The organism is Glutamicibacter sp. NPDC055354, assembly GCF_053644955.1.
Genome location: NZ_JBSHMB010000001.1, coordinates 1,574,353 through 1,589,707, shown reverse-complemented (window position 1 = coordinate 1,589,707; position 15,355 = coordinate 1,574,353). Strand labels below are relative to the sequence as shown.

Annotated in this window: 14 protein-coding genes and 1 riboswitch; of the genes, 9 read left to right on the top strand and 5 right to left on the bottom strand. The window is 63.2% G+C overall.

The genetic code is table 11. The annotated features are described in order from the left end of the window. Window positions 1-2 precede the first annotated feature (2 nt). Complete coding sequence (locus ACWICV_RS07420; protein ID WP_454090552.1) at window positions 3-803, bottom strand: MBL fold metallo-hydrolase; 801 nt, start codon at window positions 801-803, stop codon at window positions 3-5. Window positions 804-823: 20 nt separating this feature from the next. Here ACWICV_RS07420 and ACWICV_RS07415 point away from each other — a divergent pair, with 20 nt between their 5' ends. The 3 genes from ACWICV_RS07415 to ACWICV_RS07405 are packed head-to-tail and all read left to right on the top strand — an operon-like array spanning window position 824 to window position 4,887. After that, window positions 824-1,873 carry a FecCD family ABC transporter permease gene (locus ACWICV_RS07415; RefSeq protein WP_454090553.1) on the top strand — a complete coding sequence of 350 codons (1,050 nt, stop codon included), beginning with the start codon at window positions 824-826 and terminating at the stop codon, window positions 1,871-1,873. Then, complete coding sequence (locus ACWICV_RS07410) at window positions 1,870-2,976, top strand: FecCD family ABC transporter permease (RefSeq protein WP_359195781.1); 1,107 nt, start codon at window positions 1,870-1,872, stop codon at window positions 2,974-2,976. Before ACWICV_RS07415 ends, ACWICV_RS07410 begins: the two co-directional genes overlap by 4 nt. 3 nt (window positions 2,977-2,979) lie before the next feature. Further along, window positions 2,980-4,887: an SIP domain-containing protein gene (locus tag ACWICV_RS07405; protein WP_454090554.1), complete on the top strand. Its 1,908-nt coding sequence runs from the start codon at window positions 2,980-2,982 to the stop codon at window positions 4,885-4,887. 75 nt (window positions 4,888-4,962) lie between these two features. On the opposite strand, the gene ACWICV_RS07400 is transcribed toward ACWICV_RS07405, so the two are convergent. Beyond that, complete coding sequence (locus ACWICV_RS07400; RefSeq protein WP_181148955.1) at window positions 4,963-5,355, bottom strand: MarR family winged helix-turn-helix transcriptional regulator; 393 nt, start codon at window positions 5,353-5,355, stop codon at window positions 4,963-4,965. Between the two features lie 190 nt (window positions 5,356-5,545). Here ACWICV_RS07400 and ACWICV_RS07395 point away from each other — a divergent pair, with 190 nt between their 5' ends. Beyond that, complete coding sequence (locus ACWICV_RS07395) at window positions 5,546-7,390, top strand: ABC transporter ATP-binding protein (RefSeq protein WP_454090555.1); 1,845 nt, start codon at window positions 5,546-5,548, stop codon at window positions 7,388-7,390. Here the strand turns inward: ACWICV_RS07395 and ACWICV_RS07390 are convergent. Then, on the bottom strand, window positions 7,387-7,872 hold the full coding sequence (locus ACWICV_RS07390; protein WP_105659082.1) for a MarR family winged helix-turn-helix transcriptional regulator: 486 nt from the start codon (window positions 7,870-7,872) through the stop codon (window positions 7,387-7,389). The two genes, ACWICV_RS07395 and ACWICV_RS07390, sit on opposite strands and share 4 nt — an antisense overlap. A gap of 141 nt (window positions 7,873-8,013) precedes the next feature. On the opposite strand from ACWICV_RS07390, the gene ACWICV_RS07385 reads away from it, so the two are divergent. Together ACWICV_RS07385 and ACWICV_RS07380 are read left to right on the top strand one after the other, a co-directional pair. Then, entirely contained in the window at window positions 8,014-8,589 is a 576-nt protein-coding gene (locus ACWICV_RS07385) for an NADPH-dependent FMN reductase (protein ID WP_454090556.1), read from the top strand. 123 nt (window positions 8,590-8,712) lie between these two features. Further along, window positions 8,713-9,822 (top strand): glutathione S-transferase family protein, encoded by a 1,110-nt coding sequence (locus ACWICV_RS07380; RefSeq protein ID WP_454090557.1) that lies wholly within the window; start codon window positions 8,713-8,715, stop codon window positions 9,820-9,822. A 69-nt stretch (window positions 9,823-9,891) separates the two neighbouring features. Here the strand turns inward: ACWICV_RS07380 and ACWICV_RS07375 are convergent, their stop codons facing one another. Further along, entirely contained in the window at window positions 9,892-10,200 is a 309-nt protein-coding gene (locus tag ACWICV_RS07375; RefSeq protein ID WP_332498779.1) for a hypothetical protein, read from the bottom strand. A gap of 117 nt (window positions 10,201-10,317) precedes the next feature. On the opposite strand from ACWICV_RS07375, the gene ACWICV_RS07370 reads away from it, so the two are divergent. Further along, the gene (locus tag ACWICV_RS07370) at window positions 10,318-11,229 is read left to right on the top strand and encodes an RNase H family protein (RefSeq protein WP_365943133.1); all 912 of its coding nucleotides are present in this window, start codon (window positions 10,318-10,320) and stop codon (window positions 11,227-11,229) included. Window positions 11,230-11,293: 64 nt separating this feature from the next. Here ACWICV_RS07370 and ACWICV_RS07365 read toward each other — a convergent pair whose 3' ends face one another. Next, window positions 11,294-12,742, bottom strand: a complete 1,449-nt coding sequence (locus tag ACWICV_RS07365) for an APC family permease (RefSeq protein ID WP_454090558.1) — start codon at window positions 12,740-12,742, stop codon at window positions 11,294-11,296. Between the two features lie 265 nt (window positions 12,743-13,007). Here ACWICV_RS07365 and ACWICV_RS07360 point away from each other — a divergent pair, with 265 nt between their 5' ends. Together ACWICV_RS07360 and ACWICV_RS07355 are read left to right on the top strand one after the other, a co-directional pair. Continuing rightward, the gene (locus ACWICV_RS07360) at window positions 13,008-14,180 is read left to right on the top strand and encodes a serine hydrolase domain-containing protein (RefSeq protein WP_454090559.1); all 1,173 of its coding nucleotides are present in this window, start codon (window positions 13,008-13,010) and stop codon (window positions 14,178-14,180) included. Window positions 14,181-14,227: 47 nt separating this feature from the next. Continuing rightward, window positions 14,228-15,004: a GDSL-type esterase/lipase family protein gene (locus ACWICV_RS07355; RefSeq protein ID WP_442904123.1), complete on the top strand. Its 777-nt coding sequence runs from the start codon at window positions 14,228-14,230 to the stop codon at window positions 15,002-15,004. A gap of 102 nt (window positions 15,005-15,106) precedes the next feature. Continuing rightward, window positions 15,107-15,204: riboswitch (glycine riboswitch) on the top strand. Window positions 15,205-15,355: the final 151 nt, after the last annotated feature.

Genomic DNA, 15,355 nt, shown 5'->3' with positions numbered 1-15,355 from the left:
GGCTAGGGATTCACTGACAGATATTGCAATTGGGCTTCCAGGGAATGGGTAGCTGCGCCCACCAAGCGCGCATCGAGGTCGGGGTAGACATGCTCCAGCAATTCAGCTGGCTGCGTGTGGACCCCGGCCTTGCCGAGTTTCTGCAAAGTCGCACGCACCTGGTCCAGCCGCGCATGCCGATGCTTGATGTACATCTGCAGCAGCGGATGCGAGGAATCATGCTGCTCGCCGTGCGCCGGATGCAAAGCCATATCGGGCAGCGCGAGCAGCCGCTGCAGGGAATCCAGGTAGTCGGCCAATGTGCCGTCCGGGTGTTCCAAGATGGTGGTGCCCCGGCCCAGCACCGTATCCCCGGTGAACAAGTGGGCAGCCCCGCCCTGGCGGATGAAGCACACCGAGTCCGAGGTGTGGCCAGGGGTGAAGACCACCTGGATGCTGGCACCGGCGGCGCTGATCGTTTCGCCATCGGTGAAGACCGGGGCATCCCGGCAGTACTGCTCCAGCGTGGCACGCACCGGCGCACCGGTCATCCCGTAGAGCGCATCGATGCCTCCCGTGTGATCGGCATGCCGATGGGTAATGAGCACCAGCTGGATGTCGAAGGCCGCCAAGGCCTGCAGATGGTCCTCGAGCTCAGGGCCCGGATCAATCAGGACGACCGGAGTTCCAGGAAGAAGTTCGTCCACAGCAGGGTCGAACAGCAGATAGGAATTAGTCCCGTCCAACGTCATTTCAGAAGGGTTCTGCGCGCGAAGCAGGCCGATGCCTGGAGCGATAATAGTGGGCAAGGGAAGAAGAGCCATAGCAATGAGTGTAGGAACCAATGACCGCGACTGAAAGTATTACGCGCCAAGCACCGGGGGCCAAGTCGCCAAAAGCCGGCCGGAAGATCGGCTCCTTGCTGCTCCTTGCCCTGTTGCTCGGGCTGGCGCTATTCGCTTCGCTGCTGCTGGGCGCGCGAAACGTCTCGATGGGCACCGTGATCGATGCCATCTGGAATTTCGACCCGTCCAATGGCGACCAGGGCGTGGTTGCGTCCCGCTTCGCCCGCACCATCGGAGCCATCGTGGTTGGCGCTGCCCTGGGTTTGGCTGGCGCCGGATTGCAGGGGCTGACCCGCAACCCGCTGGCCGATACCGGGATCCTGGGCTTGAACGCCGGATCCTCCATGGCCGTGGTGCTGGCGATCGCCTTCCTGGGCGTCAGCTCCCTGGCTGGAATCATGGTGGCCGCCTTCCTCGGCGCTGCTGGGGTGATGGCCCTGGTTTATCTCGTGGCCAACGTGGGCCGTGAAGGCGCCACGCCCATTAAGCTTGCGCTGGGCGGTGCCGCCATGGCTGTGGGCGTGGGCGCGATTACCAATGCGATCCTGATGATTTCCGATGCCACCATGGACCGTTTCCGCATGTGGCAGATCGGCACATTGTCCAGCAGCGGCATCGACACCTTCCTCGGGGCCATTCCCGTGGTGGCCGCCGGCGCACTGATCGTGCTGTCCACCGCCAAGGTATCCAATGCCGTGTCCATGGGCGATGACACCGCGATCGCCTTGGGCTTCAACTTGAACCGTGCCCGGCTGATCGGCTCCATCGGGGTGGTCATTCTCGCTGGCACCGCCACCGCCGTGGCCGGGCCCATCGCCTTCGTCGGCCTGATGATCCCGCATGCCGTGCGCTTGCTGGTCGGTTCCGACTACCGCTGGCTGATGCCAGCGAGCCTGATCGCCGGGCCGATCCTGCTCTTGCTGGCTGATACGGTGGGACGAATCATTGCCCCGCCCAGCGAGATCCAGGTAGGCGTCATGTGCGCCATGCTGGGTGGACCGATCTTCATCATCATGATGCGCAGCGGCATGAAGTCGGTGAGCCTGTGAGCACGAGCGAAATGGCAGCAGCGAACATGACCCAGCCCCGCAGCACCACGGAAACGGCCGGACCGGCGACGGCCCCGGCCTCGAAAGCCGCACCGGCGCTGGCAGCCCGCCGCAGATCCCGGGTGCGCCGCACCGCCTTGTGGATGGCCCTGGCCCTGGTGCTCGCCGTGGCGGCCTACCTGTTCTGGGGGCGGGACCGCCTTCCAGCTGCCGAAGTCTTCCAGGTGCTCAGCGGTGAAAAGGTGCCGGGCACCAGCTTCATCATCATGTCCGACCGCCTGCCGCGCATCGCGGTGGGTGCCCTGGCCGGTGCCGGCTTGGGCATTTCCGGTGCCTTGTTCCAGCGCTGGCTGGGCAACCCGCTGGCCAGTCCCGACGTGATCGGCGTGGGCTACGGCGCATCGGCGGCCGCGGTTTTCGCGATGATCACCCTTGGCTATACCGACTGGAAGCTCAACGCCTTCGCACTGGCCGGCGGGCTGCTGGTCGCTGCATTGATCTACTGGCTCTCGGCCTCGGGCAAGCGGACCGGTCCCCGGCTGATCCTGGCGGGCCTGGCCATCGGCGCGATGCTCCAGGCGCTGATCCAGTACCTGCTGACCCAGGCGCAGGTGAATACGGCCAGCGATGTGATGCACTGGCTGACGGGTTCACTGGCCTCGAGCAACTGGGAAAATGCGCTGCTGCTTTTGGCGTCCCTTGGCGCCATCGGCATCCTGTTGCTGCCCCTGGTGCTTCGCCAACTGAAAATGCTGGAGCTGGGCGAGGACACCGCGGCGGCCCTGGGGCTGCACGTGGGCTGGGCCCGGGCGATCTTGGTCTTTGTTGCGGTGGCCATGGGCGCCTTGCCGATTGCGGTCACCGGGCCGATGGCGTTCGTTGCCTTCCTGGCCGGCCCGATTACTGCCGCGCTGACCCGCGGCCCGATCAACATCCTGCTTTCCGGCCTGACCGGGGCAACGCTGGTGACTGTTGCCAATTTCTTTGCCGCGAACCTGTTCGCGGATCTTTCGCTGCCGGTGGGCGTTATCACCGGCGCATTCGGTGCACCCTTCCTGATTTGGATTCTGGTGCGCGCAAACTCAACTGGAAGCGGGGCATAACCCATGGCCACTTTGCAGGCAAGCGATCTGACCCTGGCCTATGACAAGGTCACCATCGTCGACGAGCTGTCGCTGGATATCCCTGCCGGGCAGGTGAGCATCGTCGTCGGGGCCAACGGTTGCGGCAAGTCCACCCTGCTGCGCGCACTGTCGCGGCTGCTCAAGCCAGCCGGGGGCCAGGTGCTCCTGGACGGCGCGGACATCCACTCCAAGCCGGCCAAGGAAGTCGCCAAGACCCTGGGCTTGCTGCCGCAATCGCCCACCGCTCCGGACGGCATCACCGCCCGCGAGCTGATCAGCCGCGGCCGCTACCCGCACCAGGGCCTGTTCAAGCGCTTCTCTGCCGAGGACGAGGCAGCGGTTAATCGCGCCATGGAGCTGACCGGCACCACCGAGCTGGCCGACCGCTCGGTGGACGAGCTCTCCGGCGGTCAGCGCCAGCGCGTCTGGATCGCCATGGCCCTGGCGCAGGAGACCGACCTGCTGCTGCTCGACGAGCCGACCACCTTCCTGGACGTGGCGCACCAGCTCGAAGTCCTGGATGTGGTCAGCGAGCTGAATCGCAGCCGCGGGATCACCGTCGTGATCGTGCTGCACGATTTGAACCTGGCCGCCCGCTACGCCGACTACCTGGTGGCGCTGCGCCACGGCAAGATCTACGCTGCCGGCCATCCCAGCGATGTGGTCACCGAAAAGACCGTCAAGGATGTTTTCGGCATGCCCAGCCGCGTGATCCCCGACCCGGTGGGCGGCACTCCGCTGGTGCTTCCCATTGGCCGCCACCGGGTGCTGCGCACCGAGCAGGTGCTCGCTTCCCAGGGCATTTTCCGTACCGAAGCTTCTGCGAAGAAAACTGCGGTGAAGCAGGCGGCAAATGTGAAGCAAGCTGCCCAAGCAGCCGCCGCGCTTGATCCGCAATCGGAGCGCCCGGCCCATGAGCATGTGCCGACGTTGGCCTTTGATACCACTGTGGTCAATAGCCAGCAGCTCGCGCCATCCTTCCGCCGGGTGACCGTCAGCGGCGAGGACCTGGAGTACTTCGGCACCAACAGCCACCCGCTGGATATGCGCATCAAGCTCTTGCTGCCACCGGCCGGCGGTACTGCGTTGACCGACGAGATCGCCTCGATGCGACCCGGGGCGATGACCAGTCCTGCCGAGCAGCAGGGCTGGTACAAGCGCTGGTTGTCGATTGATCCCGATACCCGCGGCCACATGCGCACCTATACCGTGCGGGCCTTCCGCGAAGCCGGGCACCGGGACAACATCGGGGCCACAGCCGAGCTGGATATCGACTTCGTGATGCACGGGCACATGGTTGACGGCCAGCTCCAGGGCGGGCCGGCTACGGAGTTCGGCGACCGGGCCAAGGTGGGCGACCAGCTGTTGCTGCTGGGCCCGAACAAGACCCTGAACGACTCCAGCTACGGCGGCATCGAGTTCCGCCGCGGCGAGGCAACCCGCGTGGTGCTTGCCGGTGACGAAACTGCCGCCCCGGCGATTTGCGCCATCCTCGAAGCCTTGCCCTCCAACGTCACCGGCCATGCGCTGATCGAGGTCCCGGAGACCACGGATATCCTCGGTGCCTCCACCCGCTCCGGCGTCTCGGTGCAGTGGCTGACCCGTGGCAGCCATGAGCATGGTGAATTGCTGCAGTCGGCATTGCGCCAGGTAGTCGCGATTCCAGCAGCCGGCGTGGTCCATACCAACGCCGAGCCGGAAGATATCGATGTTGATGCGGACATCCTGTGGGAGACGGGCCAGGAAAATTCCGCACCGTTCTACGCCTGGATTGCCGGTGAAGCCGGCACGGTCAAGGAAATGCGCCGTTATCTGGTGCGCGATGCCGGCGTGGACCGCAAGCAGGTAGCCTTCATGGGCTACTGGCGCCGCGGGAAGACCGAGAACTAGCCAGCAGCGGCAACCAGCGCCCGAGGCCCCGGCACGCATATGCCGGGGCCTCGGGTTCTATCCGCTAGCTGGCAGCTAGTTCTCTTTCGCCGGGTTCTTGCAAGCGCCGCGCACCGGCCGCGGGTTCTCGCGGTCCAGGATTGCCAGCAGCCGGGTGAGTTCGGCACGGTCCTCGTCGCCGAGCTTGTCGAAATAGCCGTCCATGCTCGAACGGCGCAATTCGGCGAGCTCGCCGAGCTGGGCGCGGCCCGTGGCACTGAGCGCAATCAACGTGGCGCGGCGATCGGCCGGATCGGGGGTGCGCACGACAAGCTCCTTGGCTTCCAGCTGGTCGACTACCTCGGTGGTCGAGCGCGCGGCGATGTGCAGCTGTTCTGCGAGCTGCGAGTTGCGCAGCCCGATCCTATCGGCCCGGGACAGCAAGGTCAGCACCCTCGATTGGTGCGGAGTGATGCCTAGGGGAGTCAAGCTGTCCCTCCACCTGCCGCGAAGCATGCGTGAAGCGTGGAGGAAAAGATCTGCCAAGTCAGGCTTGGGCTCTTCGTTCTGCATATGCTCAAGGATAGTGTGTTTCTCGGAACAATTTCAAGATGCAACCACATAGTGAGGTTCCCTCTGTTATTCTGGACTTGAGAAATCCAAAGGTAGAGGGGGGCCCATGAGCGCAATGGGAATGCCGGGGCCGTATCCGGGCGGTGGCGGGCAAGGACGGTCCGGCAACGCCGCCCGGGACAAGCAGCGGCTCACCGAGCATCCGGTGTCCCTGGCGCGCATCGCCGCGCTCTTCCGGCCCCATCTGGGGTCGGTGATTGCGGTCATGGCGCTGATCGTGGCAGCGTCGGTCATCGGCCTGGCCCAGCCGTTCATCATCCGCGAACTCATTGATGACGCGATTCCCAACAGCAATATCCGATTGCTGCTCTTGGGTGCCGGGGGACTGGTGCTGATCTCCCTGGCTACCGCGATTCTGGAAGTCGTCCAGACCTGGCGGGCAACCCTGATGGGCCAACGCGTCATGCATGGCCTGCGGACCGGGCTGTTCACGCACCTGCAGAAGCAATCCCTGGGATTCTTCACCAACTCGCGCTCAGGGGACGTGCAGTCGCGCCTGGTCAACGACGTGGGGCAGATGCAATCGGTGATTACCAATTCGGCCACGAGCATTGCCTCGAACCTGACCACCGTTGTTGCCACCGCCTGCGCGATGGTGGCGATCTCGTGGAAACTGAGCCTGATCTCATTGGTCGTGCTGCCGCCAGCGGTGCTGCTCGCCAAGCAAACCGCGAAACTGCGCCGCGCCGTGACAGGAAAGCGCCAGCGCGAGATGTCGAACCTGGCTTCGCTGATCGACGAGCGCCTGAGCATCTCCGGGGTCCGCCTGGCCAAGATCATGGGCACCGGAGCCGCTGATGCGGCGGCCTTCGGAGAGTCCAGCCACAAGCTCATCGACCTGGAAATGAAAAGCGCTTTGGCCGGGCGTTGGCGCATGGCCACGATGAGCATCATTTTCGCGGCCATCCCCGCGGTGCTGTACATCGTGGCGGGGCTGCCCGCCACCGGGCAGGGAATGAGCATCGGCACCTTGGTGGCTTTTACCGGGCTGCAGGCCGGAATCTTCCGTCCGGTCATGGGCATGATGCAGATTTCGGTCCAGTGGGTCTCGGCCTTGGCCTTGTTCAGCCGTGTCTTCGAATACCTGGATACGGACCAGGCGCTGCCGGTACCCCAGCGGCCGCGAGCGGTCGAACCCGGGAAGCTGCGTGGTGAAGTGCAATTGCGCAATGTCAGCTTCCGCTACCCCGAGGCGGACCGCGCCACCCTGGAACAGCTGGATTTGACTCTGGAGGCGGGAACCATGACCGCGGTCGTCGGTTCCACCGGTTCGGGAAAGTCCACCCTGGGGTCCTTGCTGCCCCGGCTGCTTGACCCCACCGAGGGCCAGGTATTGCTCGACGGCATTGACCTGAAGGAATTCGATCCTGAAGGCATCGCCCAGGCGGTCTCCGTCGTTGCCCAGGAAAGCTACCTGCTGCATGCTTCGATTCGGGAGAACCTCCTGTGGGCAGCGCCCCAAGCCACCGAGGAAGAGCTCTGGCAGGCGCTGGAAGCCGCGCAGATTGCACAGTTGGTCCGCAGCCTGCCACAGGGCCTGGAAACCCAGGTGGGGCAGCGCGGCCACCGTTTCTCCGGCGGCGAGCAGCAGCGGCTGGCCATTGCCCGCACCATGCTGCGCAAACCCAAGGTCCTGGTGCTCGATGAGGCGACCAGTGCCCTGGATACGGTCACCGAAGCTTTGGTGCAGCGGGCGCTGGACGAGCTCGCACTGGGGCGAACCACCTTGCTGATCGCGCACCGGTTGAGCACCGTGATGCGAGCGGACCGCATCGTCGTGCTAGAAGCTGGCCGGATTGCCGAAGCGGGAACTTTTGACGAGCTGGTCCAGCTTGGCGGGCAATTCGCCCAGCTGGTAGCCAAGAGCGAACTGGCCGAACGAGCCAGCTAGCACTGGCCATCTTTCAGGCCCTGCTTTTCCAGCGAGGCCAGGATCTTCGGCAGCGCCGATTCCAATGCCGTGCGTTCGGAGGGGCTCAGGGAATCGAAGATGGTTTCACGCACGAAGCTCACGTGGGTTGGCGCGGCTTCCTCAATGGTCTTGCGCCCCTGGGCGGTGAGCGTAATCTGGTGCCCGCGGCGGTCGGTCTCATCTGAGCAGCGGCTGACCAGGCCCTTGGCTTCCATGCGGCGCAGCAGGTGGGAGAGGCGCGAACGGTCCCAGCGCAATGCGGTCGCCACGTCGGCCGGGCGTAGACTTGGTTCGGTTGTTTCCGAAAGCACAGCCAGCACCGAGTATTCACCGGAGAGCATGTTCGAATCGCGCAGCAGCTGGCGATCCATGCCGCTGGGGAACTGCCAGAGGAACTCGCGTATGGTGCGCCAGAGGTCCTGCTCGCTGTCGGTGAGCCAGCGGGTCTCTTCGCTCTTCATTCTCTTTCCTAACCATGTTGTCCCCAGAGGGGACATTCAAAATATTGTTGACGCATCAATCATCTCCTGTATAGTGGAATTTAGCAAGAGAAGATGACGTGTCAACTAAATTGTTGGCCGGAGAACTCCAAGGAGAGCAAGTTGTCGAAGATCGCTATCGTTACCGGTTCCACCCGTCCAGGACGTGTCAACCAGGGCGTCGCCCAATGGGTGCTGGCCAGGGCCCGGGAATTCGGTGGTGCCGACTACGAGCTGGTGGACCTCGTTGATTTCAACCTGCCGATGCTCGACGAGCCGTTCCCGGCCGCCTACCAGAACTACCAGAACGGGCACACCAAGGCCTTCGCCGCCAAGATGAGCGAATTCGATGGATACATTTTCATTGTTGGCGAGTACAACCACTCCGTCCAGCCTGCATTGGCCAACGCACTGAGCTACCTGAATGCAGAACTGAACAACAAGGCCGCCGGCATGGTCGGATACGGCTCCGCCATGGGCTCGCGTGCCGTGGAGCACCTGCGCGGGATCCTCTCGGAACTGCAGATCGCCCACGTGCAGAAAACCGGCATGTTCTCGCTATTCTCCGACTTCGAGAACTTCTCGGCTTTCGCTCCGACTGAACGGTCGGCCAACAGCGTGCAGCCCATGCTTGAACAGGTGCTCGCCTGGAGCAAGGCGATGCGCACCGTACGCGAAGACGCCTCGGTCAACGCCTAGACCGGGTCGAAATCGGCGGGGAGTGGAAAAGTGCATTGCGCCATTTCCATACCTGCCCAACTGCCATAGTCTCGAGGTGAATGGTTTATGCACGGGACTTCAAAATTCTTTGGAAGGAATGCGATGAGCGAGGAATATTCGACCAAGGGCGCCTACGTCACCGGCGGAGAATTCACCCGGGACACCAACTACATCCAGGACCGCATCGTCGCTGATGCCAGCGCCGAGCACTATGGCGAGGGAAACAGCCACAGCAAGATCGGGCATCCCAACGCGGGGCTTTCGGACGGGTCCCGGCTTTGGCCGGTGGAAGCTGGCCGCTACCATCTGGTCGCAGCCCGCGCGTGCCCCTGGGCCAACCGCACCCTGATCGTTCGCCGCCTGCTGGGCTTGGAAGACGCGCTGTCCGTCGGACTGCCCGGCCCAACCCACGACGCACGCAGCTGGACCTTTGACCTGGACCCCGGGGGCAAGGACCCTGTCCTGGGTACCGAGCGGGTCCAGGAGAACTACTTCAAGCGCTTTGCCGACTATCCACGCGGCATCACCGTGCCGGCAATCGTCGATATCCCCACCGGTGCGGTTGTCACCAATGACTACCCGCAGATCACCTGGGACATGTCCACGCAGTGGAAGGAGTTCCACCGGGAAGGCGCCCCGGACCTCATTGCGCAGGACCAGCTCGATGAGATGCTTCCGCTGATCAAGCGGATTTTCACCGAGGTCAACAACGGCGTCTACCGTGCCGGGTTCGCGGGGGACCAGCAGGCCTACAACGATGCCTACGACCGGTTATTCGCCACCTTGGACTATCTCGAAGACCGGCTGGGCACCCGACGCTTCCTGATGGGTGATTACATCACCGAGGCCGATGTCCGGCTGTTCACCACGCTGGTTCGATTCGACCCGGTCTACCATGGCCACTTCAAGGCCAACCGCAACAAGCTCATCGACATGCCGAACCTCTGGGGCTATGCGCGGGACTTGTTCCAGACCCCGGGTTTCGGCGACACCATCGACTTCGAGCAGATCAAGGCGCACTACTACGTGGTGCATGAGGACATCAACCCGACCAGGATCATCCCGAAGGGGCCGGAGTTGGCGAACTGGCTCGAAGCGCCGGGCCGAGACGAGCTGGCCAAGAACGGTCCGTTCCTGAACGGTACGGCACCGGGCGAAGTCCGGGCTGACGAGCGAGTCCAAGCCGGGCACAACCCGTTGTACCCCGCCTAGGCGCGCTGGCGATCCACGGCGGATCGGCTCAGGAGCCCGCTATTTCGAGGGGTCCTGGGCCGATCTGTCCTATTCGAAATCGAAGCCTTGCCCCTCGCAAGCTTCCTGGAAAGCGGCCAAGTCAATAATCCGGGGATCCCCCGATTCATCGGCGGCCACCGCAGCGCTGATCTGTTCGGTGGAAGCCTTCGCCCCATGATCAGCGGCTTTCTGCATATTCGTTGCGCCGATGCCCTCGGGGTCAACCAGGCCCCCGCCAAAATGCACGCAGGCGGTATGGCCCTGGGGATCGAGCTGGCGCAGCTCGTCGACCGAGGGGCCAGCGCATGCGGACAGGACCAGAACCAGGGTGGCCAGTACAGGCAGGATTTTCTTCACATTCCAATCCTAGGCATGGACCTGGCTGGATGCTGTGATCCATTGTGCAAGTATTCGCTGGCGACATGGCCCAATGCATGGAACCGAGTGCGGGCGTCAACGTGGCAGGATTAAAGCATGACGATCATTGCAGCTGCGGATGGATCAGCCCTAGGAAACCCCGGACCGGCAGGTTGGGCCTGGTACGTGGACCAGGACAACTGGGCCGCTGGCGGTTGGGACCACGGAACCAACAACATGGGGGAGCTCCAAGCGGTGCTCGAACTCTTCCGGGCCACCGAGCACCTGCCAGAAGAAGAACTCAGGATCCTGTGCGATTCGCAGTATGCGATCAACTGCATCAGCAAGTGGATGCCGGGTTGGAAGAAGAAGGGCTGGAAAAAGGCCGACGGCAAACCGGTCTTGAACCAGGACATCCTCAAGGAACTTGACCGGGCCATTGCCGGGCGCAAGTACACCTTCGAGTGGGTCAAGGGCCATGCCGGTCATGAGCTGAATGAAGCTGCTGACGGCCATGCGCGCGCGGCTGCCACCGCGCATCAGCAGGGCTCTGCAGTAGAGGCCGGGCCGGGCTACACCGCCGTCGGCGGCCCAGCGGCTTCCCATGCTCCAGCGGCTGAAGACGCAGTGCTGGCACCCGGCGGGCCACCCGCCGCCGCACCGGAACATGGCGTGGACATCGCGGCTACCGTCTTCGAACTGGAACAAGGTTTCCTCGACCCGCAGATCCGCACCAGTTTCGCGGAACTCAACGACTTCCTGCATCCGGGCTACCAGGAAGTGACGCGCCATGGCGGCCTGCTGGATGTGGCCACGGTCCGGACCATGTTGGAATCCGGGGCGAGCCTGCCCAGCACCGGTGCGGTGCAGGTCCTTGCGGCCCGGGAAGTGGATGCGCAAATGGTGCTGCTCGCTTACCGCATGAAGCCTGCAGAGGGCCCGGTGCTCGTCGTATCTTCCTGGTGGCAGCGCACCGAAGGCGGCCTGAAGCTTCGTTTCCGCCAGGAAACGGTCGAGCAGACCGCATAGAAAACACGCGTTAAAGCAGTGATGCCCGCCAAATGGCGGGCATCACTGCTTTAACGGTTTGGGATCAGTACTGTCCCGGGCGGGTTTCGATGACGCCCTTCTTGTAGTTGATCCGGTTGACCAACCAGGTCACGGCCCACAGCAGCACGCCGATGACCAGCAGCAGGCCGGCAATCTCGTACTGGACCCAGTCCTCGCGCGAACGAGCCCATGGGCCGGCAAGGAACAGGCAGAAGAACACGCCGAGGATCGGGATGATCGTTGGAGCGCGGAACGCATCGGGTTCCGGCTTGTCGCGGCGCAGCACCAGCAGGGCTACGTTGACTACGGCGAACACGCACAACAGCAGCAGCGCGGTCGTGCCGCCCAGCGAGCCGACAATGCTGCTTCCGTTGCTCAGGTTCACGTAGACCACCAAGGCGATGGCCAGCACGGTGCTGAACAGGATCGCAGCCCATGGCGAGCGTCGGGTCGAATGCACCTTGCCCAGGAACTGCGGCAGCACGCCTTGGCGGGCCATGCCGTAGAGCAGGCGGCTAGCCATCAGCATGTTCATCAGCGCGGTGTTGACCACGGCGAAGACGGTCAAGAACGGGAAGATCGCGTCAACTGGCAGGTTCGGCAGGCCGATGCGCACAACATCCAGCAGGATGCCGGCATCCGGGTTCTTCGGGTTCAGCAGATCGCCGGTCGGGACCACCATGATCACCGTGACGGCCACCAGCATGTAGATCAAGGCGCAGATGCCCAGGCCGATGAGCATGATCTTCGGGAAGGTCTTCTTGGGATTCTTGGTTTCCTCAACCAGGTTCACCGAATCCTCGAAGCCCACCATCGCGAAGAACGCAATGGCAGTACCCATGGTCACGGCGGCGAAGACGCTGCGGTCGGTGGGGGTCTCGAAGACCACCAGGCGGGAAATGTCACCCTGGCCCGAGGCGATCACCGCGAAGCCGATGCCGATGATCGCGGCCATGATGGCCAGCGAAACTATGGTCAGCACGAGGTTGAACTTCACGCTCTCGCCCACGCCGCGGAAGTTGATCACTGCGAGGATCACGATGATCGCAGTAGCTGCCCACATGCCCGCTTCCGGGGTGTTGGGAACACCCTCGACAAACTGGCCAATGCCAATGAGCAGGTTGCGCCCCACCAAGGTGGCCGAGGTGGCGGCGCTGGTGATGCCCGAGCAAGCCACGGTGAACGCCACCAGGAAGGTGACGAAGTGGATGCCGAATGCCTTGTGGATGTACAAGGCGGCACCGGCCGCGTGCGGATATTTGGTCACCAGTTCGAGGTAGCTGAAGGCGGTGAGGGTCGCGATCGTGAAAGCGATCAGGAACGGCAGCCAGGCGGCTCCGCCCACCTGGCCGGCAACTTTGCCGGTGATGGCGAAAATTCCGGCGCCGATGATATCGCCCATGATGAGGAATAGCAGCAGCTTCGGGCCAATCACCCTGCGGAGTTCTGTTTCTTTGCCGTCGGTAACGGCCGTGTCACTGTTCACAGTCATGCGATCGAGATCATCTCCTTCAATTTTGTAGGCAAACATTACAACTTTAGGGTCAGCGCATGAAGTGGGCAAACCGGCTTCAAGGCTGGCTCACAGACCTCGGAGTCCAGCGGTAGTGAAATGTCGATTAGTGGCTAAAACAAGCTAATGCTGTGAGCTGACGTACCTATATGCTAGGTGTCGGGTCAGCGTGTGGAGCCACCGGGTCATGGGATCGAAGCGGTTAGGGTTAGTTGATGAGAGACAAGCACTTTAAAGGATTTAGATGCAATCGGTGATCACTGAATATTTCGCGCCCCTGGCGGAAGCACTAGAGGCGCGAGCCGCTGAGGAAGAAGGCTATTCGGCGCAGCTGGCCCTGTACCACCGCGGCGAATTGGTGCTCAGCCACAGCGTCGGCGAGCACCTCTCTGGTGACGCGCTGACCTGTGTCTTCTCCTGCACCAAGGGCCTAGGCGCGCTGGTCGTGGCACTGCTCGTGCAAGATGGGCTGATTGATCCGAACGCGCCAATGGCCACCTACTGGCCGGAATTCGGGGACAACGGGAAATCCCAGCTCACCGTCGGCGAGGTGCTCAGCCACCAAGCGGGAGTGCTCGGTGTGCCCGGGGGCGTGCCCAGCGAGATCCTCTTGAACTCCGCCGAATACGCCAAGGTGCTCGCTTCCATGCCAAGCGTCTGGCCGCTGGGCCAGCACATTGTCGGCTACCATGCGATCACCATGGGCGTGCTCATGGAAGAACTGGTACGCCGGGTCACCGGCAAGGAACTGAAAGACGTCTTCGAGGAGCGCATCCGCAAGCCGCTGGGAGCCGAAGCCTACATCGGCCAGGACCCCGCGCTGGAATCGCGCTACCGCGATGTACTGCCGGGCGCTGACGCCGCACCGGAATTCTTCGATCCGTTCTCCCCGGCCGGGCTTTCGGTGAACTCGGCCTCCGGTTTCGCGCTGGAAAACGGCCCGGTCTACAACTGGCACGAACTGGCCAACGCGCCTCAGGTGCGCGAACTGGGCCCCGCATCCATGGGCGCGGTCGCCAATGCCCAAGGACTGGCCGCAATCTATGCCGCCTCATTCGGTGCCGTGCCGGCACTGGGCGCCACCCGCGGATTCCTCACCGCCGACACCTGGTCCCAGGTTTCCACCGAACTGGTCTACGGCCATGACCGGACCAACGGGCTGCTGCAGGCCTTCGCCCTGGGGTTCATGAAGGCCACCGCGCGCAACAACTACGGATCGATTTTCGCCTACGGCCATGACGGTGCGAACTCCTCGCTGGCCTTTGCTGATCCAGCCCACCAGCTGGGCTTCGGATTCATCCCCTCGCGCAATGAAGGCGCCAAGGAGATCTCCACCGGAGTCAAGCTCAGCCAGCTGGCCCGCCAGCTGATCATGCAGAAGAACATGTCGGCCCAGGCTGCCGGCAGCAACGCGTAGTAAACCCATCGGGAATGGAACGAAGCAGGAGCGAAGTGAAGAAGTTTGTGGCACTAGGTGACTCGTTCACCGAAGGCGTTGGCGATGTGGATCCGACCCGGCCCAACCAGGTCCGCGGCTGGGCGGACCGGGTTTCGGAAGTGCTCTGCGCCGAAGGCGAATGGGAATACGCCAACCTGGCGGTGCGCGGCAAGAAGATCGGGCAGGTGATCAACCAGCAGCTGGACCAGGCGCTCGCACTGGCCCCGGACCTGGTCACCATCTATGCCGGCGGCAATGACATCCTGCGCCCGAAGGCGGACCTGGATGCGCTGATGCGCGGCTATGAAGGCATGGTGCGCCGCTTTGCCGAAGCCGGAAGCGCGGTCGTGCTGTTCACCGGTTTCGACACCGTGGAATCACCGTTGTTCTCCAAGACCCGTCCGCGCACGGCCATTTACAACGAGAAGGTTCGCGAAATCGCGGACGAGTACGGCGCGGTGATCGCCGATTACTGGCGGTGGCGCGAATTCTCCGATCTGCGCTACTGGGCGGTGGATCGGCTGCACATGAACGAGCTGGGCCACACGCTGATGGCCTCGAAGGTCCTTGACGTGCTCGGCACCCATCGGATCACCGAGGGAAACTGGTCCTCCAGGATCCAGCAGCCGTCCCTGCCGGAACTGGCCGTGAACTCGCGCGGCGAAAAGCTGAAGCAGGAATTGGGCTGGGCCAGAGAGCATTTGGCTCCGTGGGTCAAGCGCCGGATCACCGGCACCTCGTCGGGTGATTCCTTGTCAGCGAAATATCCTGATTACATCCGTTTAACTGCCGACGCCAACTGAACGCATTTATGACTTTTCCGGACCCCGCTCCTGTTTGACCTTGGGGGCGGGGCAGGTAACATGGTGGTGTGCTGCAGGTCTCCGGCCGGCAGCGCGCGCCATAGACGGATGGCGGGAGAGTCCCGTTCACACCATGGACGGGCGCCGTAGGAGCAATTCCTCCCCAGGAAACTCTCAGGCACCCGTACCGCCATCATGAGGCAACTCTGGAAAGAAACCGGCCCGTTCCGGTTCACCGAAGGTGCAAGTGCCCGGCTTGGTTTGCTGGATGCGTAAAACTCTCAGGTTATGCAACAGGGATGGGGAGGTAAAAAGACCTTCCTTTGGCATGCGCCAAGACAGATCCCATGG

Excerpts from the sequence above, each read along its gene's own strand:
- ACWICV_RS07390 (WP_105659082.1), bottom strand. The coding sequence starts at position 7,872 with ATGAAGAGCGAAGAGACCCGCTGGCTCACCGACAGCGAGCAGGACCTC.
- ACWICV_RS07365 (WP_454090558.1), bottom strand. The coding sequence starts at position 12,742 with ATGACTGTGAACAGTGACACGGCCGTTACCGACGGCAAAGAAACAGAA.
- ACWICV_RS07380 (WP_454090557.1), top strand. The coding sequence starts at position 8,713 with ATGAGCGAGGAATATTCGACCAAGGGCGCCTACGTCACCGGCGGAGAA.
- ACWICV_RS07360 (WP_454090559.1), top strand. The coding sequence starts at position 13,008 with ATGCAATCGGTGATCACTGAATATTTCGCGCCCCTGGCGGAAGCACTA.
- ACWICV_RS07395 (WP_454090555.1), top strand. The coding sequence starts at position 5,546 with ATGAGCGCAATGGGAATGCCGGGGCCGTATCCGGGCGGTGGCGGGCAA.
- ACWICV_RS07420 (WP_454090552.1), bottom strand. The coding sequence starts at position 803 with ATGGCTCTTCTTCCCTTGCCCACTATTATCGCTCCAGGCATCGGCCTG.
- ACWICV_RS07415 (WP_454090553.1), top strand. The coding sequence starts at position 824 with ATGACCGCGACTGAAAGTATTACGCGCCAAGCACCGGGGGCCAAGTCG.
- ACWICV_RS07370 (WP_365943133.1), top strand. The coding sequence starts at position 10,318 with ATGACGATCATTGCAGCTGCGGATGGATCAGCCCTAGGAAACCCCGGA.
- ACWICV_RS07405 (WP_454090554.1), top strand. The coding sequence starts at position 2,980 with ATGGCCACTTTGCAGGCAAGCGATCTGACCCTGGCCTATGACAAGGTC.